The sequence below is a fragment of the Halorubrum sp. SS7 genome (assembly GCF_005435055.1).
GTDB classification, from domain to species: domain Archaea; phylum Halobacteriota; class Halobacteria; order Halobacteriales; family Haloferacaceae; genus Halorubrum; species Halorubrum salinarum.
In genome coordinates this window covers 26,975-49,063 of sequence record NZ_SGXV01000021.1, presented here as the reverse complement: position 1 = coordinate 49,063, position 22,089 = coordinate 26,975, and the positions used below count along the sequence as shown (strand labels likewise).

23 protein-coding genes and 1 tRNA gene are annotated in these 22,089 nt (G+C 71.3%); 10 read left to right on the top strand and 14 right to left on the bottom strand.

The genetic code is table 11. The features are described from left to right. Positions 1 to 201: 201 nt before the first annotated feature. The gene (locus tag EXE44_RS15030) at positions 202 to 1,704 is read right to left on the bottom strand and encodes a PAS domain-containing protein (RefSeq protein WP_137717819.1); all 1,503 of its coding nucleotides are present in this window, start codon (positions 1,702 to 1,704) and stop codon (positions 202 to 204) included. A gap of 73 nt (positions 1,705 to 1,777) precedes the next feature. On the opposite strand from EXE44_RS15030, the gene EXE44_RS15025 reads away from it, so the two are divergent. After that, the gene (locus EXE44_RS15025) at positions 1,778 to 3,295 is read left to right on the top strand and encodes an ATPase domain-containing protein (protein ID WP_137717818.1); all 1,518 of its coding nucleotides are present in this window, start codon (positions 1,778 to 1,780) and stop codon (positions 3,293 to 3,295) included. Positions 3,296 to 3,306: 11 nt separating this feature from the next. Here the strand turns inward: EXE44_RS15025 and EXE44_RS15020 are convergent, their stop codons facing one another. Beyond that, positions 3,307 to 3,942 carry a tRNA (cytidine(56)-2'-O)-methyltransferase gene (locus tag EXE44_RS15020; RefSeq protein WP_137717817.1) on the bottom strand — a complete coding sequence of 212 codons (636 nt, stop codon included), beginning with the start codon at positions 3,940 to 3,942 and terminating at the stop codon, positions 3,307 to 3,309. A 169-nt stretch (positions 3,943 to 4,111) separates the two neighbouring features. On the opposite strand from EXE44_RS15020, the gene EXE44_RS15015 reads away from it, so the two are divergent. Beyond that, positions 4,112 to 5,158 (top strand): phosphoribosylaminoimidazolesuccinocarboxamide synthase, encoded by a 1,047-nt coding sequence (locus EXE44_RS15015; RefSeq protein ID WP_137717816.1) that lies wholly within the window; start codon positions 4,112 to 4,114, stop codon positions 5,156 to 5,158. Positions 5,159 to 5,559: 401 nt separating this feature from the next. Here EXE44_RS15015 and EXE44_RS15010 read toward each other — a convergent pair whose 3' ends face one another. After that, complete coding sequence (locus tag EXE44_RS15010) at positions 5,560 to 8,280, bottom strand: AAA domain-containing protein (RefSeq protein ID WP_137717815.1); 2,721 nt, start codon at positions 8,278 to 8,280, stop codon at positions 5,560 to 5,562. A 121-nt stretch (positions 8,281 to 8,401) separates the two neighbouring features. Here EXE44_RS15010 and EXE44_RS15005 point away from each other — a divergent pair, with 121 nt between their 5' ends. Together EXE44_RS15005 and EXE44_RS20830 are read left to right on the top strand one after the other, a co-directional pair. Next, complete coding sequence (locus tag EXE44_RS15005) at positions 8,402 to 8,953, top strand: hypothetical protein (RefSeq protein WP_121562719.1); 552 nt, start codon at positions 8,402 to 8,404, stop codon at positions 8,951 to 8,953. Positions 8,954 to 9,037: 84 nt separating this feature from the next. Further along, positions 9,038 to 9,205, top strand: a complete 168-nt coding sequence (locus EXE44_RS20830; RefSeq protein WP_199241220.1) for a hypothetical protein — start codon at positions 9,038 to 9,040, stop codon at positions 9,203 to 9,205. 37 nt (positions 9,206 to 9,242) lie between these two features. On the opposite strand, the gene EXE44_RS15000 is transcribed toward EXE44_RS20830, so the two are convergent. From EXE44_RS15000 to EXE44_RS14975, 6 genes are all read right to left on the bottom strand, one after another. Then, complete coding sequence (locus tag EXE44_RS15000; protein ID WP_137717814.1) at positions 9,243 to 9,641, bottom strand: hypothetical protein; 399 nt, start codon at positions 9,639 to 9,641, stop codon at positions 9,243 to 9,245. Positions 9,642 to 9,711: 70 nt separating this feature from the next. Then, positions 9,712 to 10,887: a hypothetical protein gene (locus EXE44_RS14995; protein ID WP_137717813.1), complete on the bottom strand. Its 1,176-nt coding sequence runs from the start codon at positions 10,885 to 10,887 to the stop codon at positions 9,712 to 9,714. Positions 10,888 to 10,890: 3 nt separating this feature from the next. After that, positions 10,891 to 11,274: a phosphoribosyl-AMP cyclohydrolase gene (gene hisI, locus EXE44_RS14990; RefSeq protein ID WP_137717812.1), complete on the bottom strand. Its 384-nt coding sequence runs from the start codon at positions 11,272 to 11,274 to the stop codon at positions 10,891 to 10,893. 80 nt (positions 11,275 to 11,354) lie between these two features. After that, a complete protein-coding gene (locus tag EXE44_RS14985) occupies positions 11,355 to 11,858 on the bottom strand; it encodes an N-acetyltransferase (RefSeq protein WP_137717811.1) in 504 nt (167 codons plus the stop codon). 1 nt (position 11,859) lies between these two features. Next, complete coding sequence (locus EXE44_RS14980) at positions 11,860 to 13,194, bottom strand: DUF92 domain-containing protein (protein WP_137717810.1); 1,335 nt, start codon at positions 13,192 to 13,194, stop codon at positions 11,860 to 11,862. Positions 13,195 to 13,468: 274 nt separating this feature from the next. Further along, entirely contained in the window at positions 13,469 to 14,248 is a 780-nt protein-coding gene (locus tag EXE44_RS14975) for an HAD-IIA family hydrolase (protein WP_137717809.1), read from the bottom strand. Positions 14,249 to 14,397: 149 nt separating this feature from the next. Here EXE44_RS14975 and EXE44_RS14970 point away from each other — a divergent pair, with 149 nt between their 5' ends. The 4 genes from EXE44_RS14970 to EXE44_RS14955 all read left to right on the top strand — a co-directional run bounded on the left by EXE44_RS14970 (position 14,398) and on the right by EXE44_RS14955 (position 17,112). Next, positions 14,398 to 15,171, top strand: a complete 774-nt coding sequence (locus EXE44_RS14970; RefSeq protein ID WP_137717808.1) for a GTP cyclohydrolase III — start codon at positions 14,398 to 14,400, stop codon at positions 15,169 to 15,171. A gap of 98 nt (positions 15,172 to 15,269) precedes the next feature. After that, complete coding sequence (locus EXE44_RS14965; RefSeq protein WP_049931624.1) at positions 15,270 to 15,509, top strand: hypothetical protein; 240 nt, start codon at positions 15,270 to 15,272, stop codon at positions 15,507 to 15,509. Between the two features lie 157 nt (positions 15,510 to 15,666). Then, positions 15,667 to 16,578 (top strand): 1,4-dihydroxy-2-naphthoyl-CoA synthase, encoded by a 912-nt coding sequence (locus EXE44_RS14960; protein WP_137717807.1) that lies wholly within the window; start codon positions 15,667 to 15,669, stop codon positions 16,576 to 16,578. A 90-nt stretch (positions 16,579 to 16,668) separates the two neighbouring features. Then, a complete protein-coding gene (locus tag EXE44_RS14955; RefSeq protein WP_121562710.1) occupies positions 16,669 to 17,112 on the top strand; it encodes a CBS domain-containing protein in 444 nt (147 codons plus the stop codon). A 22-nt stretch (positions 17,113 to 17,134) separates the two neighbouring features. Here the strand turns inward: EXE44_RS14955 and EXE44_RS14950 are convergent, their stop codons facing one another. After that, positions 17,135 to 19,423 (bottom strand): nitric-oxide reductase large subunit, encoded by a 2,289-nt coding sequence (locus EXE44_RS14950; protein WP_137717806.1) that lies wholly within the window; start codon positions 19,421 to 19,423, stop codon positions 17,135 to 17,137. Positions 19,424 to 19,664: 241 nt separating this feature from the next. Here EXE44_RS14950 and EXE44_RS14945 point away from each other — a divergent pair, with 241 nt between their 5' ends. After that, entirely contained in the window at positions 19,665 to 20,117 is a 453-nt protein-coding gene (locus EXE44_RS14945; RefSeq protein ID WP_137717805.1) for a MoaD/ThiS family protein, read from the top strand. Positions 20,118 to 20,174: 57 nt separating this feature from the next. After that, positions 20,175 to 20,393 carry a hypothetical protein gene (locus tag EXE44_RS14940; RefSeq protein WP_137717804.1) on the top strand — a complete coding sequence of 73 codons (219 nt, stop codon included), beginning with the start codon at positions 20,175 to 20,177 and terminating at the stop codon, positions 20,391 to 20,393. A 271-nt stretch (positions 20,394 to 20,664) separates the two neighbouring features. On the opposite strand, the gene EXE44_RS14935 is transcribed toward EXE44_RS14940, so the two are convergent. The 4 genes from EXE44_RS14935 to EXE44_RS14920 all read right to left on the bottom strand — a co-directional run bounded on the left by EXE44_RS14935 (position 20,665) and on the right by EXE44_RS14920 (position 21,941). Next, positions 20,665 to 20,749: transfer RNA gene (locus EXE44_RS14935), tRNA-Leu, on the bottom strand. A 45-nt stretch (positions 20,750 to 20,794) separates the two neighbouring features. After that, on the bottom strand, positions 20,795 to 21,151 hold the full coding sequence (locus EXE44_RS14930; RefSeq protein WP_137717803.1) for a ferredoxin: 357 nt from the start codon (positions 21,149 to 21,151) through the stop codon (positions 20,795 to 20,797). Positions 21,152 to 21,223: 72 nt separating this feature from the next. Beyond that, on the bottom strand, positions 21,224 to 21,463 hold the full coding sequence (locus EXE44_RS14925) for a hypothetical protein (RefSeq protein WP_137717802.1): 240 nt from the start codon (positions 21,461 to 21,463) through the stop codon (positions 21,224 to 21,226). 19 nt (positions 21,464 to 21,482) lie between these two features. Then, positions 21,483 to 21,941: a DUF5796 family protein gene (locus EXE44_RS14920; RefSeq protein ID WP_121562704.1), complete on the bottom strand. Its 459-nt coding sequence runs from the start codon at positions 21,939 to 21,941 to the stop codon at positions 21,483 to 21,485. Positions 21,942 to 22,089 lie beyond the last annotated feature (148 nt).

The window sequence follows — 22,089 nt, the reverse complement described above, 5'->3', positions numbered from 1 at the left end:
GAGCGCGTGGCGCAGCGCGGCGTCCCGGTCGGCCTTCGGGAGGGCGAGCAGCCGCTCCTCGACCGCCTCTCGCTCGTCTCCATGGCCGACGCCGAGACGGGCCGCGTCCGCGGGACGAGCCGGCAGGAGGCCCGGACGCGGCTCGCGCGGCTCCGCTCGAAGCGGACGCTGTAGGAGGGGGCCCGCCGGTCCCGGTCCGACTCAGGGCCGCGCCGGGACCCGGAGCCGGACCGTCGTCCCGTCCCCGCCGGTGTCGACGTCGAACTCGCCGCCCGCCTTGGCGACGACCCAGTACATGAGCCAGATGCCGAGCCGGTCGGCGTGGGTCAGCGAGGTCTCGCCCGCCTCCAACACCTCCGTCTCGTGGTCCGGGATCCCGGGGCCGTCGTCGTCGACCTCGATGGTGACCCACCCCTCGGGGCGGCGTTCGACGCGCACCTCGACCGACGGCGACTGCGCGTCGTTGTGCTTCACGGCGTTCTCGACCGCCTCCCCGACGGCGACGGCGAGGCCGACGACCGTCACTTCGATCGGGTCGTCGCCCGGGAGCGAGAGCGTCACCTCGGCGTCCGGATAGCGGCTGCGGATCCGGTTCCGGATCTCGACCAGCTCGTCGCGGAGGTCGACCGGGGCGTCGAGCGCGGGGGCCGAGACCGTCTCGTCGACCGTCTGAACCGCCTCCGCGATCCCCGTGAGGTCCGCGGCCGTCTCGGTGATGACGTCGATCGACCGGCGCCGCGACTCCTCGTCGGGGTCGTCTCGCAGCAGGTCCGTGTACCCCGTGATGAGGTTCATCTTGTTCCGGAGGTTGTGGTTGAGAACTCGGGCCATCACTTCCAGCCGCCGCTCGCGGATCTTCCGATCGGTGATGTCCGTCTGGAACCCGACGAAGTGCGTGGTCTCGCCCGCCTCGTTCCGCAGGGGCTCGATCTGGAGCCGGTTCCAGAACTTCTGTCCGTTCGCCCGGTAGTTGAGGATGTCCACGTCCACCGACCGCCCCTCCCTGAGGCCCGCCCGGATCTCCGCGCGCGTCTCGTCCGAGGTGTCGGGGCCTTGGAGGAACCGGCAGTCCTCGCCCAGGCGCTCCTCGCCGTAGCCGGTCAGCGTCTCGAACCCCTCGTTGATGTACAGGAGGGGGTTGTCGTCGCCCGCCGCCCGCGCGAGGGTGATCCCGACGGGCGCCTCGTCCATCGCCCGCTCCTTGAGCCGCAGGTCCGCGACGGTCCGCCTGAGGCGGAGCGAGGTCAGCCGGCGCTCGATCAGGTTCGAGACCCGGGTGAGCAGAGCCTGGCGCCCGACCGGCAGCTCGATGACGTCGTCGACGCGCCCCCACGTGCGCTCGGTCGGCCGCCCCCGCGACTCCTCGCTCACCAACAGCACGAACGGGAGAAACGTCGGGTCGGCGCGCTCGCGGCGGGCGTCGAGCTCGTCGCCGACGGCCTCGAACGCGCCCGCGTCGAGGAGACAGCAGTCGAACGCGGCGTCGAGCGCGGCGGGGTCTGACTCGGCCCGGACCCGATAGCGCTCCCCCAACGCCTCGACGAGAAGGTCGCGGTTACGGTCGTCGCCCATCAACAGGAGGACGGTCGCGTCGTCGCCCGCGGAGGCCAGTGGGGACTCGTTCTCGGTGGTCAGCGGCACCTCGCGCTCGCCGGACTCGTCGTCGCCGACGCGGTCGGCCGAGGGGTCCGAGTCCGAGTCCATCTCTTTCCTACAAGGCGCGGCACTCACTAAGAACTACCTCATTTATATGTCGATCGCCGCCGACTGGTGTGGTATGCCATCACCGCTATCCGAGCGAGCGTCGACGGGGGTCGCCGGGCTCGACGAGGTACTCTCCGGGGGGCTCATCCCCGCGCGAAGCTACATGGTCCGCGGGCAGGCGGGGAGCGGGAAGACGATCCTGAGCTTCCACTTCCTTCAGGCCGGAATCGACGAGGGCGAGACGGCGCTTTTCATCAACCTCGAAGAGGACCTCCGCGACCTGAAGGCGAACGCGGCGGCGCTCGGGTTCGACACCGACGCGATCGACTTCCTCGACCTGAGTCCCAGCGCGGACGCCTTCGTCGAGGACGAGTCGTACGAGGTGTTCGCGCCCTCGGAGGTCGAGCGCGAGCCCCTGACCGACCGGATCGTCGAGGGGGTCTCCGAGGTCGACCCGGACCGCGTCGTCGTCGACCCGCTGACCCAGCTCCGCTTCCTGCTGTCCGACGACTACCAGTTCCGGAAGCAGGTGGTCGGATTCATGCGGTTCCTGAAAGACCGGGACGCGACGGTGCTGTTCACCGTCCAGAACACCGACTCGCTGCCGACGGACGACCTGGAGTTCATCACCGACGGGACGATCCGGCTCGACGCGGCGCAGTACGGCAAGACGGTCCGCGTGCCGAAGTTCCGCGGGTCGTCGACGCAGAGCGGCGATCACGCCTACCGGGTCACCGACTCCGGGATCGAGGTGTACCCCGCGCTCCAGCCCGGGTCGAACCGCGCCGGCGACGCCGAGTTCGAACAGATCTCCTCGGGCATCCCTGAGGTCGACGAGCTGCTCCACGGCGGGATCGAGCGCGGCACCGTCAGCATCGTGAGCGGGCCGACCGGCGTGGGGAAGACCACCCTCAGCACGCAGTTCATGAAGGAGGCCGCGGGCCGGGGCGAACGGTCCGTCATCTACCTGTTCGAGGAGTCCAGACGGACGTTTCTCGCGCGGTCGCGAGCGGTCAACATCCCGGTCGACGAGATGCTGGAGAAGGGGACCCTCGAAGTGGTCGAGGTCGAGGCGTTAGAGCGGTCGCCACAGGAGTTCGCGCGGCTGGTCCGCGACGAGGTCGAGGGCGAGGGCGCCGACATCGTGATGGTCGACGGCATCTCCGGCTACCGGCTGACGCTCCGCGGCGAGGAGGAGCAGATGCTCCAGCAGATGCACGCGCTCGGTCGCTACCTCAAGAACGCGGGCGTGACGGGCGTCTTCGTCGACGAGACGCGGAACGTCACGGGGGAGTTCCGGGCGACGATGGAGAACGTCAGCTACCTCGCCGACAACATCGTCTTCCTCCGCCACCTCGAGGTCGGCGGCGAGCTCCGCAAGGCGATCGGCGTCCTGAAAAAGCGGACGAGCGACTTCGAGCGGACGATCCGCGAGTTCCGCATCACCGAACACGGGATCACCGTCGGCGAGCCGATGTCCGGGCTCCGCGGCATCCTGAGCGGCACCCCGGAGGTCGTCGAGAGCGACCTGCCCCGGTCGGACCGGGACGACCGCGACGACCGCGACGACTGCGACGACTGCGACAAGTAGCGAGGGCCGACTCAGTTGCCCTCGTCGGCCTCGGCGCTCCCGTTGCCCTCGGCTCCGCTCGCTGTCCCCGAGGTACCGTCGGCGTCGACCACCGTCTTTCCCGTCGCCTCCGGTACCACGCGGCGGTCGGCGTCCGTCCACTCGCGGTCCAGCTCCGCGCCCGCGAACAGCCGGTCGAGGAACACCGCGAGCCCGGCGACCTCGGAGTGCGGCTGGTTCGTCACGCCCACGTTGAAGTCAGCGCGCTCGTACAGCGCCCACGGCACCTTCTCGCCGCCGACGACGACGAGGAGGTCGCGCGGCGGCGACGCCTCCCCCACCACCTCTGGCTCGTCGAGGCCGACCGCCTCGCGGACCTCCGCCTCCACGTCCTGGACGCGCTCGCCGTACATCGTCAGGTGGACGACCACCCCCTCGAAGTCGCGGACGATCGCCTTCTGGTCGTCGCGGAGTTCGACCGCGAACGGCCCGCCGAACCGGTCGGTGATGTCGCGGACCGTCTCCGCGGACTGCCCCGCGTTGTCGGGGAGGATCACCCGGTCGGCGCCGAGCGCCCGCGCCGTGAGCCCGACGTGCGTCGTCATGCGGTCGTCGCGCCCCGGCCGGTGGCCGTACCGGAGGACGACGACCTCGCGCGCATCGTTCATGCCACGGGCTGGGCGGGCGAGCCGGGTGTCGCTTTCGATGCGAGCGCGCTGGCGATCCTCCTCTCGGCCCGCCGAATTGATCCGCAGTCGTGGATCGAAACTTGTCGAGACGACCCGAGGTGACCACGTAACTGAAACCTTCTTGTGGGAGGCGGTCGCGGTATGCGGCATGACGAGCGTCAAGGAGTTCCGCGTCGACGAGCCGGCGGCCGCAGACGGGCTCGGCCGGGGTCGGTTCGTCTTCACGGACGCCTACTCGGTGTTCGACTGGGGGCAGATGCCCGACGCGATCCCGAACAAGGGCGCGAGCCTCTGCGCGATGGGCGCGTTCAACTTCGAACTGCTGGAGCGCGAGGGGGTCCCGACCCACTACCGAGGGGTCGCGGACCCCGACTCCGGTCACGTCGTGCCGCTCGACGAGGCCACCGCCCCGCCGACGGAGATGGCCATCGACCTGACGCAGGTGCCCGACCTCCCGTACGAGGGGCCCCACGCCGGCTACGACTACGACGCCTTCCACGCCGCGGGCGGGGAGAACTACCTCGTCCCGCTCGAAGTGGTCTTCCGTAACCGCGTCCCCGTCGGGTCCAGCCTGCGGCGCCGCAGGGAGCCCGCCGACTTCGGGCTCGACGACCTCGCCGGCGCCGACGGCGAGTGGCCCGACGAGCCGGTCGACCTCCCCGAGCCGGTCGTGGAGTTCTCGACGAAGTACGAGCAGCAGGACCGCTACCTGGCCCGCGCGGAGGCCGACGAGGTGGCGGGCGTCGCCGACGTCGACGCCCTCGAATCGCTCGCGCGCGACGTGAACCGCGTCGTCACCGACCGCGCCGAGGCGGCGGGCTTCGTCCACGAGGACGGCAAGATCGAGTGCCTCTACGTCGACGGCGAGCTGCGCGTCGCCGACGTGGTCGGCACCTTCGACGAGAACCGGTTCTCCTACGGCGGCCGCGGCATCTCGAAGGAGGTCGTCCGCCAGTGGTACAAGGCGAACGACCCCGACTGGGTCGCGGCCGTGAAGGAAGCGAAGGAGTCGGTCGCGGGCCGCGAGACGGACGACTGGCGCGAGCTCTGCGACCGCGAGCCCGAGCCGCTCCCTCCCGCGGTCGTCGAGGCCGTCTCCGACCTGTATGCGGCCGGGACGAACGCCTACACCGACCGCGAGTGGTTCGACGTGCCCGACATCGAGACGGCGCTGGACGCGGTCGACGAAATATAACCGAACGCGACCGCTGATGCCGGACCGGCGGCGAACACCGCCAAACACCAGACAGCTAGCATATACACGGTCGACTTCGGATCGACGGACAACACCGCCAAAGCCCCAGCCGGGAGGCGGGCGCACACTCGCTGTGCTCCTCGTCACTCGCTTCGCTCGTTCCTGCGGTGCTTGCCTCGCCTGCGCCCGCCTCCCGGCTGCCCCTTTGAGTCCCGCCCCGCACCGCACAGCGCCTCACGCCTCCCCAGCCTCGTCGGCCGGTCTTCGCTTCGCTCCGACCGGCCGACTCCCTCGCGCGTGCTCCTCCCGCCCTGCGGGCGCTCGGAGGCACGCGCCACCGCACCGGTTTATAAATAACCGACGCCGCCCATCGGCGTGAGTAACTCGGACTGACGACCCCGTCAGCGCCGCGCCCAGTCGAGCATGCGCTCGTAGAAGGGGTCGGAGGCGAGCGCGTCGGCGTCGCCGACGATCGTCAGCTGCTTTTTCGCCCGGGTGAGCGCCACGTTGACGCGGCGGTGGTCCTCGAAGATGGGCCCGTCGAGGTCGCCGGTGGCGACGAAGGAGACGAGGATCACCTCCTTCGAGGAGCCTTGGAAGCGGTCGACGGTGTCGACCGTCACGTCGGTTCGACGGCCGATCTCGGCGACCTGCGCGCGGAACGGCGCGATCACGCCGATGTCGTCGGGGTCGACGCCGGCGGCGACGTAGGCGTCGACGACCGCGGCGACGCGCTCGGCCTCGCGGACGTTCCGGTTGCCGTCGCGCTCCCCGTCCGGGTCGACGAACCCCACGCCGCCGGTCAGGTCGGGCGCGAGCGCGTCGGGGTCGACGCCGAGGTCCGCGAGCGTCTGCCCGGCGACCTCGGGCGTGGCGGGCCGGAGCGCGCCGTCGTAGAACTCCGCGGAGGCGAACGCCTGGATGCGCTGGCTCATCCGGTACTGGCGGTCGAGCATGACGCTCGCGTCCGGGTACGTCTCGATGAGGCGCTGGAAGAGCGAGGTCTTGAGGTCGTTCTCCGCGCGGACGACCGGCGGGAGCTGCTCGTGGTCGCCGACGAGGACGAACCGGTCCGCGAGGGTGATCGCGGCGTGGGTCCCCGGCTCCGTGAGCTGGGAGGCCTCGTCCACGAGCGCCACGTCGAACTCGCACTCGCGCATGACGCGGGAGCCGCAGGCCGCGGTGGTGGCGGCGACGACCGGCGCGTCCCGCAGCTCTGCCGCCTTCGCGTTCGGCTCGCCGCGCTGGACCAGCCGCACGTCCTGCATGTCGCCGCGGACGCCCGTCTCGGTGCCCACCCTGAGCACGTCGTCGAACCCCTGGTCGCGGAGCGCCTCCAGCGCGTTGTCGACCGCGCGGTTCGTGAACGCCGAGAGCAGCACGCGGTTCCCCTCCGCGACGAGGGCGCGGATCGTCCGCGCGATGGTGTACGTCTTCCCGGTGCCGGGCGGCCCGTGGATCAGCGCCAGGTCCTCGGCGTCGACCGCGAGCTCGACCGCCTCGTTCTGGGCCGCGTTGTTGCCGATGTACGCCTCGGGCGCGTCCGGGTCGTCGGTCCCGGGGCTGCCCGGCGGTCGTTCGCTCGGGTCCCGGAACTCGGGCTCGCGGCGGCCGAACAGCACGTCCTTGCGGTCCGGGTCGCCCTTCAGGACCGCGTCGTGGAGCGCGGTGAGCGAGCGGTCGACCGATATCTCGGACGGGTACACGTCGAGCCGGCGCAGCTCGACCGGCTCGTCCGTCTCGACGACCACCTCGTCGCTCCCGAGCGACGTTATCCGGCCGAGCTCCGCGTGGCCGGAGACGGGGTCGCCGTCGCTCGCGAGCGCCACGTCGCCCTCGCGGAGCTTCGAGACCGCGTCGCCGGGCTTCCGGGCGCGGAGCTCCCAGCGGGCGTCGTCGATCTCCGTCCGCGCGACCGGTTCGAGGCCGATCAGCGCGCGGTCGTCCGCGGCGCGCTCTTCCGGGCTCTGCTCCCACAGCTTCCGGTACTCGGCGTGGGTCTCGCGGCGCTCCTCCTCTAAGGCGACGTAGAAGCGGTCGAAGTAGTCGCGCTCCGCGTCGGGGATCGGCGTCCCGATCTGCCCCGCCTTCGACTCCTGGTCGAGCCGGCCGGAGACCACCATACAGGCGTCCTGCTCGAAGCAGTAGCTGCACGTCGCGTCCGCCTCGTACCCCGTCGGCACCGTCGGGCGCTCGCCGGGGTCGTTGAGCGCGCGCCACTCCATCGCGGCGAGGGCGTTGCGCTCGCGCACGACGAACTCCAGGAAGCCGCGCCCGACCGTGAACTCCTTGGCGGGCGCGAGGTCGCCCGACGCCTCGTTGCGGTCGAGAGCGGTGTTCTTCGTGTACAGCAGCGTCCCGATGTCGGGGTCGACGCCGCGCTCGTCGAGCATGAGCGCGTAGCAGGCCGCCTGGACCTTGTCGTGGAAGCGCGGCTCCCGCTTGGTGTTCTTCCCGGTCTTCAGCTCGACGGGCGTGCCGCGCCGGAGCGCGTCCGCGCGCCCCTTCAGCCCGAAGGTGGGCGAGATGAGGCTGAACTCCGAGCGCCACGTGTCGTCGTCGGAGAGCGTCCCCTGCGCGAGCCACCCCTCGATCGCGGCGGCGTTGCGGCGCACCTCGTCTTCGACCTCCGCGGTCTCGTAGCCGAGGAGCCCGAGTTCGAGCCCCGCCTCGGCGACGCGGTCCGCGACGGACGCCTCGAGCTCCATCCCGCGGAGCAGGTCGCCGAACACCTCGTGGACGATGGTCCCCTTGACCACCGGGTAGTTGAGCGGGATCCCGGAGAGCTTGTTCAGGTAGTACATCCGCGGGCACTGGACCCACGACCGGATCCCCGTCACGTCGACGAGGAAGTCGGGCTGGAGGACGACCCACGACTCGTCGGTCGTCGCGTACCCCGTCTCGCCGCGGTACTCGTCCTCCTCCGCGTCGGTGACGAGCAGCTCCATCCCCGGCTCCGCGTGCTCCGCCGTCTCCGTCCACTTCCCCCACAGCGTCACGTCGACCGGGTCGCCCGCGCCGCGGTCGGGCCGGACCCGCACCTCGCGGAGGTCGCGCTCGCCGTACGACGTCGACACCGTCCGCGCCTCCCCGACGGAGACGATCGGCCCCCGAACGTTCACGCCCCCGCTCGGCGGCGGCGGCGAAAAACGCTGTCGGTGGTCGGCGCGCGTCGGCCGTCGCCCCGGCGTTCGCCCGGCACCGACACGCTCTTGCGCTCGCGACCCCCACCCATCCACCAGCATGCGCGTACGAGACTGGGACGACATCCTCGCGGACGTCGCGAGCGACTCGACCGACCCCGACGGCTGGCGCGCGGTCGCCGGCACCCGCCGCGGCGGCCTCGGCGAGGACCTCTACTTCGGCCACCCGAGCGTCGGCCTCTACCACCTGAAGACGTACGCCAAGAACCCTCGCGACCTCCGCGGCGTCGGCGCGCAGGTCGCCCGCAGCGTCGACGACGAGCTCGACCCGCTCCTCCCGGACGCCGACAGCGACGGGCGGTTCGCGGTCCGGTCGGCCCCGGAGGACGAGGAGCACGCCGAGGAGATGGCGACACGGCTCACGGAGACGCTGCGGGTCCACGCGGAGGCGCCGACCGACCCCGATCACCTCTTCGAGGACGTGATGGAGGCCGTCGAGTCGCCCGCGTTCGGCCCGATGGAGTACGAGTTCGACGGCCGCCCGGACGAGCTCGACGAGCTCTCCGACACCTTCGAGGAGGCCGAGGAGCTGCTCACCAGCGAGCTCGACGACCTGATCGAGGACGACGACGTGGACCGCGGCTTCCACTGACCGGGGCGACCGCCCGGCCCGCGCGGAGCGGTTCCCGTCGACCACCGCCGTATCGGTTTTGTCTATCCGCGGCAAATACCGGGTATGGGTCTCAAAGAAGACACCGCGAACGGCGTAATCTCGCTCGGCATCGGCGTCGGCGTCACCTGGCTCGCAGCCGGGGACGGCGACCACAGCACGGCGGACCTCCTCGTCGCGGTCGCGATCAGCTCGTTCCTCTCGGGCTTCTTCACGAGCTACTTCGCGAAGTGACGCGCGGAGCGGCGAGGGCGAACCGGAACCGTCGCCCTCAGATCGCCGTCACCCACGCCCGGTACTCGGCGTCGAGCTCGTACACCTCCCGGAACGCGCGCTCGACGAACCCTGCGACGCGGTTCGCGTCCGAGCGCGCGGTGACGACGGCGTTCGTCCCCTCGGCCTCCTCCGGGCTGACGAGCTCGTCGATCCGGAACTCCGGGAACTCCGAGAGCAGGTCCTTCAGGCGCTCTAACTCCTCGTCGGTACAGTCCATGATCAGCTCCGTCCCCGCGAGCTGGATCCACGGCGGCACCTCGCCGCCCTCGGTGTCGTCGCTGTCGGGGTCGACGTCGACGGTCATCACGTCGCCGGAGCGCGCGCGGTGCGCGGCCGCGGCGTCGGCGAACAGCTTCAGCCGCTCGTCCTCGCTCGCGGCGTCGAATCTGGTCATACCCTCGCTCGGCCGCGACGGGGCTTAAAAATCCGCACTCCGCGGCCGCGAGGGCTCCGCCCGTCGCCGATCACTCCCGCTCCGTCTCCGCCAGCACGGCCTCGACGGTCGACAGCGTCCGCTCGGCCTCGGCGAGCCGCGCGTCGGCCTCCCCCTCCTCGATCAGGGCCAGGTCCTCGTCGTCGAGTTCGTGTCGAACCTCGGCCGCGCGGCGGAGCCGCTCGTACTCGTCGCTCCGCGCCAGCTCCCGGACGGAGCGCAGGGTCGCGACCGCCTCGTCGTCCGCGATCCGCCCGACGAGCGGGACCAGCTCGTCGATCTCGTAGGCGAGCTCGTCGCCCGGCTTCGGCGGCCAGTCGAGCGTCAGCGGCTCGCCGTCGAGCCGTTCGAGGTACGTCCGGTGGACCGCGACCGCGGTGCGGAGCGCGCCCGGGTCGTCGACGTAGTGCTCAAGCTTGGAGTTCGTGTAGTCGGCGTACTCCAGCAGCGTCGCGGGCGGCTCCTCGCCGGCCGCGTGCGTCTCGACGTACTCCGCGAGGTCCGTCGGCGGCACGTCGACGTCGACGAACGGCGTCCCGTCGGCGCGGTCGAGGAAGTCGAACACCTCGCGGGCCGACGCCGTCTTGAAGAACTCCTCGAACGCCGCCCGGACCGCCTCGTCGTACGCCTCGATCGGCTCGCGGACGCGGTCGAGGTCCGCGTCGAGGTCGGCGTCGGCCATCTCCGCGACCTCGCGGAGCCCGTCGAGCCGCGCGTCGAGGCGCTTGCGGGCCTCGCGGGCCGCCTTCCGGGCCGCCCGGTAGTCGTCGACCGCGTCGTCGTACGCCTCCAGGAGGTCGACGAACTCCCCGGCCGGCTCCAGCGCCTCGCGGGCGGCCGCGAAGTCCTCCTCGGAGAGTCGGCGCTTGTCCACCGCCTCGTCGGCCGCGTCGAACGCTTTCGCGGCCGGGAGGTCGTCGTCGACGTCGACCGCGTCGTCGAACTCGCCGCGGAACCGGACGTACGACTCGAAGTCGCCGGAGCCGACCGCGTCCTCCTCGAACCGGTCGAGGATCCGGTGCGCGTGCCGGTACGCGTCGGCCGCCCCCTCGACGCGCTCGCGGCCGTAGCCGTCGATCCGCGACTCGATCCGCCTGAGCTCGTCGTAGCGCTCGCGGAGGCGCGCGGCCGCCTCGCCCGCCTCGGCGACCGGGTTGCCCCCCTCGCCCTCGGTCCGTCCCGCGGTCCCGCCGGCGCTCTCGGACATCGGTCAGTACACCTCGTCGGGGTCGAAGACGCGCTCGCCGACGTGCTCGCCGTCTATCGTCCGGTGGAAGCACGACCGGTGGCCGGTGTGGCAGGCGCCGCCCGCCTGGTCGACGAGGTACAGGAGGGTGTCCGCGTCGCAGTCGACCCGGACCTCCCGGACCGACTGGGTGTGGCCGGAGGTGGCCCCCTTGTGCCACAGCTCCTCGCGGGACCGGGAGTAGTAGTGGGCCTCGCCGGTCTCGCGGGTGCGCGCCAGCGCCTCGGGCGAGACGTACGCGAGCATCAGCACCTCGCCGGAGTCGGCGTCCTGGGCGACCGCCGGCACCAGCCCGTCCTCGCCGAAGTCGACGTCGATCGGCTCGGCCTCCGCGTCGGCGTCACTCATGTCCGCCCGGAGGCGTGGCGCTCGAATAGTCCTTGTGCCTGCGGTCACCGCGCGGGAGCCGCCGTCCGGCGGTCCGGGCGCTACCCCCGCCGGAGCACGAGCGCGTCGCCGTCGGCGTACGCGTCCGGCCGCCGCTCGACGACCTCGAAGCCGAGCGAGTCGTACAGCGCGAGCGCGGCGTCGTTGTCCGGGTGCGCCTGGAGCGTCACCGGCCCGTCGGCGTCCGCTATCGCCGCCCGCAGGAGCCCGCTGGCGCGCCCCTCCCGGCGGAACCCGGGCGCGACGACGAGCTCGGCGAGGTGGACGCCGGGCCGGTTCGGCGCGTCCACCGGGAGCAGGTAGCCGACCACGCGTCCGTCCGCGACGGTCACCCGGGCGGCGCCGACCGCCAGGCCGTACTCCAGCAGGTCCGGGCTCGGCTGCCGGAGGTGCGACTGGAGCTCGCGGATCCGGTCGGCGTCCGCGGTCCGTCCCGGCCGGACCCTCGGGTCCGGGCCGTCGCGGTCGCCGTCGTCGCCGGCGGGCTCGCCGGCGCCGCCGTCGCGCTCGTCTCCGCCGGGGCCGGCGGCGTTCTCGCCCGCCATCTCACGCGGCCCCCCAGAGCGCGACGGCGACGGCCGCGCCGGCCAGCGTCGCGAGGAAGTTCACGGTCTGGTTCCCGATCCGGTCGCCCTCTATCAGGGCGCCGAGGAGGCTGTCGACGGTCATGCCGGCGACGCCCGCGGCGACGACCGCGCCGCCAGCCGCGACCCCACCCGGGGTCACCGGGTCGAGGACCGGCGCCCCGGCGGCGGCGAGGAGGCCGACGAGCAGTGCGCCGGCGAGTCCCGCCAGTTCGCCTTGCCAGGTGACCGCGCCGTCGGTGCCGGGCTCGACGCGGCGGAGCGTCGTCACCAGCCGCGGGCCGTCGAAGAGGCCGCCGATCTCAGAGGAGAGCGTGTCGGCCATCGCGGTCGCCGTCGCGCCCGCGAACGCGAAGCCGAGCGGCGCGGCCGGGACCGCGAGGTGCGGCGCGGCCGCGTAGCCCACCACCGCCGCGAGCGCGACCGCGGAGTTCGCCAGCACGTTGCCGGTGCCGCGGGCGCCCTCGTTCTCCTGGGCGACGCCCCGGGCGGCCTTCTCGTCGAACCGGTACTTCGAGGCGAGGCCGCCGACCGCGTAGAAGGCCATCAGCGTCGCGAACCACCCCACGCCGCCGAGGACGACCGCGAGCAGCGCCGCCACGACGCCGGTGAGCATCCCGGCCACCGAGGCGGTGCCGATGGCGAACGAGACGTAGCCGAGCGCGCCGGTCACCGGGAGGGCGACGAGGATGAGCGCGACGCTGACGGTCGGCTCCAGCGCGAGGAACCCCCACGTCACGAACGCGACGAGGATCGTCGTGATGTGCGCGTCGCGGGAGAACACCAGCGAACGGACCAGCGCGGCCGTGAGCGCGGCCGCCGCCGCGAGGAACAGGAGGAGGGGGACCGTCGCGCCGTCGACGGGGGCACCGGTCTGGAGCCGCACCCCCACCTGGCCGACGAGGGCGGCGGCCGTTCCGGCGACGACGTAGCCGGCGACGAGCGGGAACTCGTCGGTCGTCCGGCGCGAGACGACCGTCCGTCCGAGGCGGCCGACGCCGACCGCGAGCGTCGCGGCCGCGAACGCCTCGTACGGCAGCGGGGCGCGCGGCAGCGACGCGAACAGCGCGAGGCCCGCGCCGGCGAGCGCGAAGGAGACGAGCCCGTAGAGCCGCTCCGCCTCGCGGTCGCCGGGCAGCGCGAGCGTCTCGAACCACTCGCCGTCGCGGACGCCGAAGAAGGCCGCGCCGGCGACGGCGAAGAAGGGGACGGCGGCGGCGGTGTCGAGCGCCGGTGCGAGGACCGCAATGGCGGCCACCGCGGCGAAGATACCCGCGCGTCGGAGCCTCCGTATCACACCATCGGCTACCCCCGACGACCACTTAACGGTCCCGACAGCCGTCGGGCGGTCGCTTGACGCCGCCTCCCGCCGCGACGCCGCGCTCAGTACCGGTACTCGTTGAACTGGACCGCGTGTCCCTCCAGCACGCGGACGGACTCCTCGGGGTCCTCCTCGTCGTCGGCGGTCCGGTCCTCGTGTGAGTCAACCACTCTCATATGCGAGCGGTGCGCTCGCCGGTACATAACTGTTTCCCACGCGGTGAACGTTATCACCCTTCGCGACGCGGCGCTCAGCCGAGTACGCGGTCGATCTGGCCGAGGTGATCGATCACGTGGTCCGGGTCGATGTCCGAGGCCGCGAGGGCGGCCTCGTCGGTGACGCCCGACCGGACGAGGACGGTCGTCATCCCGGCGCGTTCGCCGAGCGCGATGTCCGTGTCGAGCCGGTCGCCGACGACGAGACACTCCTCGGGCGGATACGGGAGCCGCTCGCGGACCATCTCGATGGCGGTGTCGGAGGGCTTGCCGAGGACGGCGTCGGGCTCGCGCTCCGCGACGCCCGCTATCGCGTTGATCACGGCCCCGGAGCCGGGCACGTCGCGCTCGGGCGCCGGGATCACCACGTCGGGGTCGGTGCCGATGAACGGGATGTCGCGCTCCAAGGCCCACAGCGCGGTACAGAGGTCGTCGTAGTCGAACCCGCGGTCGATGGAGGCGACCAGGGCGTCGGCGGCGTCGACCGACTCGGTCGTCGAGAGGCCGGCGGCCGCGAACTGGTCGAGCAGCCCCGACTCGCCGATACAGAGGAGGTCGTCGTCGGCGTGGCGCTCTCGGAGGTACCGCGTGGTCACGCTGCCGGCGGTGAACACTCGGTCGGCGTCCACGTCGTACCCAGCCGCGCCGAGGCGGTCGACGTATGCCGGCGGCGCCTTCGTCGGGTTGTTCGAGACGAACAGCGTCTCGATTCCCGCCTCGCGGAGCCGGCGGTACCCCGCCGGGGCGCCCGGGATCGGATCGTCGCCGCGCACGACCGTGCCGTCGACGTCGACGACGGCGCCGCTGAATTCCATGTCGAGAGTGGGAGCGCCACGGCCGTAGGGGTTGCGCCCGAATTCGCTGCGTCCCGCGCCGCCGGCCGCATCGATCACGGACTCGGTACCGGTCCCACCTTCGGGATAACGGAAGGGTAAAGCGGCCGCGTTCCGTATCGATGGTCACTGTGACGACGACCCAGGTGACCCTCGTCCAGATCGACAACTACGGGCCGTGGACGACGACGCCGGAGCCGCGCCGGGAGATGGACCTCCAGACGCTCCAGTCGCGGCTCTACGCCGACGTCGCCCAGTTCCTCGGCCACCGCGACGCCTACGTCTTCTTCACCCGCTTCGACAACATGATCGCGGTGACGAACGGCGTCGACGGCGCGGCCCACGCGACCCTCCAGGAGTCGATCGGCAACCGCTACCCGGTCACCGTGAGCCTCGGGACCGCCGTCGCCGAGCGCCCCGTCGACGCGCTCAAGGCGGCGAACCGGCGGCTCCAGACCGCTGGCAGCGCCCAGGACGAGAGCCGGACCGAGGTGCTCGCCGGCGAGTACCTCTCGGAGACGAACCGGTCGGACCTCCAGGTCGCGCACTTCGACGTGATCAACGCGACCGGCAAGTACACCGACCAGCTCAACGAGTTCGACACGTTCATCAACATCGAACGGGCGTACGGCTCGCTGATGCGCCACCTCCGCGAGGCGCACGGCGCGCTCTCCTTCTTCGTCGGCGGCGACAACGTCGTCGCGGTCTGCCCCGACCTCCCTGAGTCGGCGTTCTCGTCGGCGGTCGCCCACGTCGAGGACGACGTCGACATCGAGCTACAGGTCGGCGTGGGGCGCGGCGCGTCCGCCCACGAGGCCGGCTTCGCGGCCAAGCACGCCCTCGAAGACTGCCGGCACGACGGGACGAACGTCGAACTGTTCGGCGCGCCCGCCGTCAGCGACTGACCGGCTCGCCGGGCGGTCGTTCTCCGCTCCCCCGAGGAATCAATTCTGATAATTTCGGTGCGAGGTTTTTATACACCGCTCCAATAGCTCCGGTTAGCATGTCAGAGGAGATAGTGTTCGTCTGTACGGCGGACGGCTGTGACGAGGGCCCGTGGGAGGGCTCGCACGACGCGATGGCGCACTGCTCCGAGCACCCGGACCACGGATACACGGGGATGCCGCGGTCCGAGATCGACCCGAGCCGCGAGGTGATCCCCGCGACCGCGACGCGGAAGCGCGACAACCGCAACCTCCAGCACAAAGGGCACCCGAAGGGTGCGTACGCGCAGAACGACTGACACGTCCCGGCGGGCGGGCCGCGGTCCCGGCGTCCGTCCCAGACCCCTGGCAGCGGCTCCCCGTCGTCGCCGCGGCACGCGAGGAATCGCCTCTCTGACGGACCCTTCTCCATCCGATCCGACGCCGTTTATGAGCGCTCCGGACGTACGGGTTCGCATGGTCTCGGAGATCTTCGATCCCGACGCGTGGGAGCCCGTCACCGACGAGTTCGACGACATCACCTACCACCGCGCCGTCGACGTCCCCGCGGTCCGGATCGCCTTCGACCGCCCCGCGGTCCGCAACGCCTTCCGGCCCGGGACGGTCGACGAGCTGTACGCCGCGCTCGACCACGCCCGCAAGCAGGCCGACGTGGGAACCGTCCTCCTCACCGGCAACGGTCCCTCGGAGAAGGACGGCGGCTGGGCGTTCTGTTCCGGCGGCGACCAGTCCGTCCGGGGCGGCTCCGGCTACGAGTACCGCGACGACGACGAGGCCGGCGACGACGACGACGACCTCGTCCGCGAGGCGCGGGCGGGCCGGCTCCACATCCTCGAAGTCCAGCGGCTGATCCGGTTCATGCCGAAGCCCGTGGTCGCGGTCGTCCCCGGCTGGGCGGTCGGCGGCGGCCACTCGCTGCACGTCGTCTGCGACATGACCCTCGCCAGCGAGGAGCACGCGAAGTTCCTCCAGACCGACCCCGACGTGGGGTCGTTCGACGGCGGGTTCGGCTCCGCGTACCTCGCGAAGCAGATCGGACAGAAGAAGGCCCGCGAGGTGTTCTTCCGCGGCAAGACCTACTCCGCCGAGGAGGCCGCGGACATGGGGATGGTCAACGAGGTCGTCCCGCACGAGGAGTTGGAGGACGTGGCTTTAGAGTGGGCCGACGAGATGACCCGGAAGTCGCCGACCGCGATGCGGATGCTGAAGTACGCGTTCAACATGGCCGACGACGGGATGGTCGGCCAGCAGGTGTTCGCGGGCGAGGCGACGCGGCTCGCGTACATGACCGAGGAGGCGCAGGAGGGACGCGACGCCTTCCTGGAGGGGCGCGAACCGCAGTTCCGCGACTACCCCTGGCACTACTGACCAGGGCGCCGAGACGCGGCCGCTCGCGCGAGGGCCCTCGGAGCGGCCGCCCCAGTCACCTACAAGTACCCCGCCGTGGTACCGCTACCCATGCTGGTCGAGGAGGTGATGACGACGGACCTCGTGACCTGCGACGTCGGCGCCACGGTCCGGGACGCCACGGAGTCGATGCTCCGCAACCGGATCGGCAGCGTCGTCGTCACGGACGGCGGGACGCCCGCCGGGATCCTCACCGAGAGCGACGTCCTCCACGCCGGGTACGTCACCGACGACCCATTGTCTGCGATACCGGTTCGCCAGGCCGCGAGCGCCCCGCTCGTCACCGTTCGGCCGAGCGCGACCCTCCGGAGCGCGACCGAGCGCATGCGCTCGGAGGGCGTCAAGAAGCTCGTCGTCGTCGACGGCGTGACGCCCGAGGGGATCGTCACCACGCAGGACATCGTCGACAACTACGCCGGGATCCGCCGGGAGGTCCGCGACCTCGCGACGGACGCGACCGGGTGGTCGGAGCGGTCCGACCGGCTCCGCGACTGAGGGCCGCCCGTTCAGGCGTCCCTCAGTCGTCGTCGCCGACGATGCCCTCCGCGACCGCCATGTCCTCGACCGCGGGGTCGTCCTCCGACGCGCGGAGGACGAACCGCCTGCGGATCAGGTCGGCGACGTAGATGGCCGTCCCGGCGATGATCAGCGTGTCCCCGGGGAGCCGCGCCCAGAACAGCGTTTGGACGAGGTCGCGCTCGTAGAAGCCGAGGCTGCGGGCCGCGGCGTAGCTCTCGGTGAACGCGACGTCGAGCTGGAGGAAGCCGACGGGCAGCACGGAGACGAACACCATCAGCGCGAGCCCGACGTTCCAGCACCAGAACGACGCCCGGAGCCACGAGGCGTCCCAGCGGTCGGGGTCGATCGACAGCTGGAGCATGTACGTCACCATGCCGAGCGCGAGGAACCCGAACGCGCCGAACATCGCGGCGTGCGCGTGCCCGACCGTGAGGTAGGTGCCGTGCTCGTAGTAGTTGATCAGCGGGAGGTTGATGAAGAAGCCGAGGACGCCCGCCCCGACGAAGTTCCAGACCCCGCTGGCGACGATGAACATGAACGGCAGTTTGTACGGGAAGCCGGTCTCGCTCATCGCGCGGTACTGCCCGATGGCCTCGTAGAGGATGAAGATCAGCGGGAGCAGCTCCAGCGTCGAGAAGACGCTGCCGATCGGCACCCAGTAGTCGGGCATGCCGATCCACCAGTAGTGGTGCGAGACGCCGATGACGCCGGTGCCCATCACCAAGAGCGCCTGGAGCATGACCGCCTTCTCCGCGCTGCGGCGCGAGAGCAGGTTCATCGAGACGAGGGTGAGGCCGATGATGGCGACGATGAAGAACTCGAAGGCGCCCTCGACCCACATGTGGACGACCCACCAGCGCCAGAACTCCGTGACGGCGATGTTGGTCGACGGCGTGAACATGAAGCCGGCGACGAACAGCAGGGTGATCGACCCGCCCGCGTAGAGGATCATGTGCGCGAGCCCGTAGATCGGCTCGCGGTCGAGCAGGGGCTTGAGGCCGCGGATCGCGAGGACCGCCCAGAGGACGAACCCGGCGAGCAGGCCGACCTGCCACACCTTCCCGACTTCGAGGTATTCGAGCCCCTCGTTGCCGAGCAGCCACCAGAGCTCGCCCGGGAGGTAGCCGTTCGCGCCGAGCCAGATGCCGCCCATGCCGCCGACCACGACGACGACGAGCGCGCCGAGCAGGACGCTCACGTACGTCCCCTGCCGCTTCGGCTCGTGGCCGGTGAGCAGCGGCGGCAGGAAGAGCCCGGCGCCGAGCCACGTCGACGCGATCCATAAGATTCCGAGGTCGATGTGCCACGTCTTCGCGATGGAGAAGGGGAGCAGCTGGAGGATGTGGATCCCGAAGATCCGCTCGATCCCGAAGAAGCCGGCCCGCTCGATGTAGAAGTGCGCGAGCAGGCCGCCCAGGAGTACCTGCGCGAGGAACAGCCCCGCCGCGATGGGGATGAACCGGAGGGCGGCGCGCTGGCTGGGGAAGACGCTCACGTCGCCCGGCTCGGGGACCGAGATCCCCTCCGCGGACGGCTCGGGCAACTTCACCGACTTGTACAGCAGGATCGCCGCGCCCGCGGCGCCGACGAGCAGCACCATGGCGATGACGCTCCAGATCATCGCCGACCCGGTGGCGTCGTTGCCGGCGCCGGGCGCGTACGGCCACTCGTTGGTGTACGAGTGGTCGGCGTTCGGGCGGTCGGTGTGCGAGAACCACGCGGTCCACAGCGCGAAGTCGGCGAAGTCCTCCGCCCCCTCCGCGGACTCGATCATCCCGACCGGGACGCCGCGGTCGTGGTCGCCCTCGTGGTAGCGCTCGACGTACGTCTCGCGCACCCGCTCGTGGGCGTACAGCTCCGCCGCGGAGTACTCCACCACGTCGCCGCCGTCGTGCGACGCGTCCAGTTCCTCGCGCACGAGCGCGTCGACCCGCGATCGCTCGCCGGCGTCGAGCGACTCGTACGCCGCGCCGTACTCGGCGTCGGCGTAGTACTCGCGCATGTACCGCGTCTTCAGCGCAAGCGTCTCGGCGGTGTAGTCCTCGCCGTAGTACGCCCCGTTGCCGAGGATCGACCCGTGGTTCATCAGCCCGTACTGCTGGAACGCCGCCTTGCCGTCCTGGACCTCGGTCGCCGTGACGACCGTCTCGCCGTCGGGCCCGACGACCTCGTCGGGTATCGGCGGCGCCTCCTGGTACGCGAACCACGCCCCGGCGCCCATCACGGCGAGGTTCAACAGGAACGCCGCGACGATCACCTTCGCTATCGTCTTTCTCGTGAGTCGCATGGGCGAGCGTACCGTCGGAACCCCCTATGCGGTTAGCGGCAACATGTTCGGTCGCGTTCCCGACGCCCGGAACCGCCGCAGTCGGGCGGTTTCAGACGCGTTCCCGGGCGCATCGCGAAACGCCCGGCCGCGCTCCGCGCGTTCGAGGGGCGCAGCCGGCCGACACCGCTCGCCGACGGGCCGGACGCCCGCGAACATGTTCGCGACCCGTCTTACACGGCCCCGCGGCGTATCGTCGAGCATGTCCCAGACCACCGAGACGGCGGAGTCGCCCCCGACCGACGCGGACGCGAGCGGCGCGGACGGGGCGGCGGCGACGGCGACCGAGGCGGAGACGACCGTCACCGTGCGGTGTACCGGCCACGTGCGCACCGAACTCGACGTGTACGAGTTCGAGTACACCTTCGCGGGCGACACGCTCCGCGCGTTCCTAGACGAGCTGTTCGAGGAGTACCCCCAGCTTCAGGACATGCTGATCGCCGAGACGGAGGAGGACGCGACCCACAGCGGCTGGGCGCCCGCGCCCGACGAACTCCCCGGCACGTGGACGAAGAACCCGGTCGGCGAGCAGACGACGACCTACGCCCGGATCCTCGTCAACGGCCACTTCAACGAGAACGAGAACGGCTTCGACACGAAGTTGGAGGAGGGCGACCGCGTCGCCTTAGTGTACCCGTTCATGTTCTGCTGTTAGCTCGCCGCCCCGGCCGCCGTCGGTGCGCTTTTTCCGGCGCCGCCGGTATCCGGGCCCATGTACGCGGCCCTCTACCGACTCGGAATCGGTGCGTACCTGCTGTGGCTCCTGTTGACCGTCCTGCTAATTCTCGGGCGATACACCCCGGTGCCGTCGTTCCGCGTCGTTCACCTCGGCGTCGTCGCCGGCGCCGTCGTCCTGACGCTGATCGGCGCCGCGCGACTGCTTCGGAAGGGGTACGGACGCGCGACGCGACTGCTCAACGAGCGGTCGTGAGCCGTCGTCGCGCTCTCGCCGCAGGAGTGTGGGGGACGGGATTCGAACCTCACTCACTCCGCTCGCTCCCTTCCCTGATTCGAATCCATTCCTAATCAGACACCTGCGGCTCGCGGAGTGCTCGCCGCAGGAGTGCGGGGGAAGGGATTCGAACCAACGAAAGACGGTCCGGGCGTGCGGCTCGCTTCGCTCGCCGTTCCGGGCTGCGACTTTCTGGGTTCGAAACCCTATTGTCCGATTGCTGCTGCTCGCGGGGTGCTCGCAGCAGCAATGCGGGGGGAGGGATTCGAACCCTCGAACCTCTACAGGAGCGGATCTTAAGTCCGCCGCTTTTGGCCAGGCTCAGCCACCCCCGCTCGGATTCGGCTACCGGCGGCGGGGTGAAACCCCTTTCGGAAGTCCTACCAGTCGACCGAGAGCGTCCCGTCGCCGTGCGGGTCCGGGGCGATCTCCTCGTCGGTGCGGCGGTCGACGACGTGGATCACGCCCGCGTCCTTCTTGGCGGGACACGCCTCGGCCGCGCGGACGTTCTCTTCGAGGTCCTCCTCGCCGATGTAGTACGCCTCGGGCTTCGCCATCCCGCTCACCACGTCCATCACCCAGTTGTCCGCGACCTCGGCGCACTTGCCCGCCCCGAAGCACTTGTTCGCCTCGAAGACGATCTTGTACGGCTTCTCGTCGATCGGCGGGCCCTCGCCGCCGATGTCGCTGGCGCGGAGCACCTCGTCGCCGCCGTCGGTCTCGACGTCGTCGCTCATGTCGCTCCCTCGGCGGTCGCGGGCCTTTCGTCTGTCGGTCGTTCCCGCTCGCTCGGACCGAGGCGGCGGCCGTCAGCCCTCCGTGTGGTCCGCGAGCAGTCGCTCGGCGTGCTCGGGCGAGTCGGCCAGCTCCCACCGGACCTTCGCGGCGTCGCCGTACGCCAGCGCCTCCTTCAGCTCGTCGCGGAGGACGCCGGTGCCGAACCCGACCGTGTCGCCGTCGGCGTCGCCGAGCTCGTACAGCGCGTAGCGGCTCGGCGCGCTCCCGACGGTCGAGCGGTCGAGGTCGCGCCAGGGCTTCGCGAGGCTCACGGCGTCGCCCTCGCCCCCGTCACCGGTGCGCGTCGAGGCCGTCCTCGGGTCCCTCGACGATCTCGTAGCTCCCCTCGGTCCAGCCGTCCTCGACGAAGACGAACACGCGACCGCCGGCGATCTCGGGGTCGGCGACGACCTCGTTGCGCTGTCCCTCGCGGCCGACGATCACGCCGGGGAACACCTCGTCGCGCTCGCCGTCCTCGACGATGACGCGGCCGACGCCGGACTCCTCCAATATCTCGTCGTCGGTCTTGTAGTCGTTCACGTACGTCATCACGCCCTCCGTCTCCGTGGGGTCGGTGACGAGGACGTGGGTCTCCTTGCCGGGGCCGGCGGTCACAGACCCCTCGGCCGACTCGGGGACGCCCCGGTAGAGGGTCGTCCGGCCGTCGAGGTACTCGACGACGACGCCCTCCTCGCGGAGGTCGACGCCGATCGAGGTCGGCGGCACGTCGCTGCGTGATGGCGCGGACATACGCGACGCTCGGAGTGCCGGCCTCAAAAGGGACGCGCTCGGGCCTCGCGCCGACGCGCGCCCGGCGACGAGCCGCCCCGAACGGCGCGCGGCGGGGCGGCCTCAGCCGCGAGAATCGGCGTACCACATTTAAGTTCCTGCCGCGGGG

Coding starts and splice junctions, on each gene's coding strand:
- EXE44_RS15030 (WP_137717819.1), bottom strand. CDS start 1,704: ATGGACTCGGACTCGGACCCCTCGGCCGACCGCGTCGGCGACGACGAG.
- EXE44_RS15025 (WP_137717818.1), top strand. CDS start 1,778: ATGCCATCACCGCTATCCGAGCGAGCGTCGACGGGGGTCGCCGGGCTC.
- EXE44_RS15020 (WP_137717817.1), bottom strand. CDS start 3,942: ATGAACGATGCGCGCGAGGTCGTCGTCCTCCGGTACGGCCACCGGCCG.
- EXE44_RS15015 (WP_137717816.1), top strand. CDS start 4,112: ATGACGAGCGTCAAGGAGTTCCGCGTCGACGAGCCGGCGGCCGCAGAC.
- EXE44_RS15005 (WP_121562719.1), top strand. CDS start 8,402: ATGCGCGTACGAGACTGGGACGACATCCTCGCGGACGTCGCGAGCGAC.
- EXE44_RS20830 (WP_199241220.1), top strand. CDS start 9,038: ATGGGTCTCAAAGAAGACACCGCGAACGGCGTAATCTCGCTCGGCATC.
- EXE44_RS15000 (WP_137717814.1), bottom strand. CDS start 9,641: ATGACCAGATTCGACGCCGCGAGCGAGGACGAGCGGCTGAAGCTGTTC.
- EXE44_RS14995 (WP_137717813.1), bottom strand. CDS start 10,887: ATGTCCGAGAGCGCCGGCGGGACCGCGGGACGGACCGAGGGCGAGGGG.
- hisI (WP_137717812.1), bottom strand. CDS start 11,274: ATGAGTGACGCCGACGCGGAGGCCGAGCCGATCGACGTCGACTTCGGC.
- EXE44_RS14985 (WP_137717811.1), bottom strand. CDS start 11,858: ATGGCGGGCGAGAACGCCGCCGGCCCCGGCGGAGACGAGCGCGACGGC.
- EXE44_RS14975 (WP_137717809.1), bottom strand. CDS start 14,248: ATGGAATTCAGCGGCGCCGTCGTCGACGTCGACGGCACGGTCGTGCGC.
- EXE44_RS14965 (WP_049931624.1), top strand. CDS start 15,270: ATGTCAGAGGAGATAGTGTTCGTCTGTACGGCGGACGGCTGTGACGAG.
- EXE44_RS14960 (WP_137717807.1), top strand. CDS start 15,667: ATGGTCTCGGAGATCTTCGATCCCGACGCGTGGGAGCCCGTCACCGAC.
- EXE44_RS14955 (WP_121562710.1), top strand. CDS start 16,669: ATGCTGGTCGAGGAGGTGATGACGACGGACCTCGTGACCTGCGACGTC.
- EXE44_RS14950 (WP_137717806.1), bottom strand. CDS start 19,423: ATGCGACTCACGAGAAAGACGATAGCGAAGGTGATCGTCGCGGCGTTC.
- EXE44_RS14945 (WP_137717805.1), top strand. CDS start 19,665: ATGTCCCAGACCACCGAGACGGCGGAGTCGCCCCCGACCGACGCGGAC.
- EXE44_RS14940 (WP_137717804.1), top strand. CDS start 20,175: ATGTACGCGGCCCTCTACCGACTCGGAATCGGTGCGTACCTGCTGTGG.
- EXE44_RS14930 (WP_137717803.1), bottom strand. CDS start 21,151: ATGAGCGACGACGTCGAGACCGACGGCGGCGACGAGGTGCTCCGCGCC.
- EXE44_RS14920 (WP_121562704.1), bottom strand. CDS start 21,941: ATGTCCGCGCCATCACGCAGCGACGTGCCGCCGACCTCGATCGGCGTC.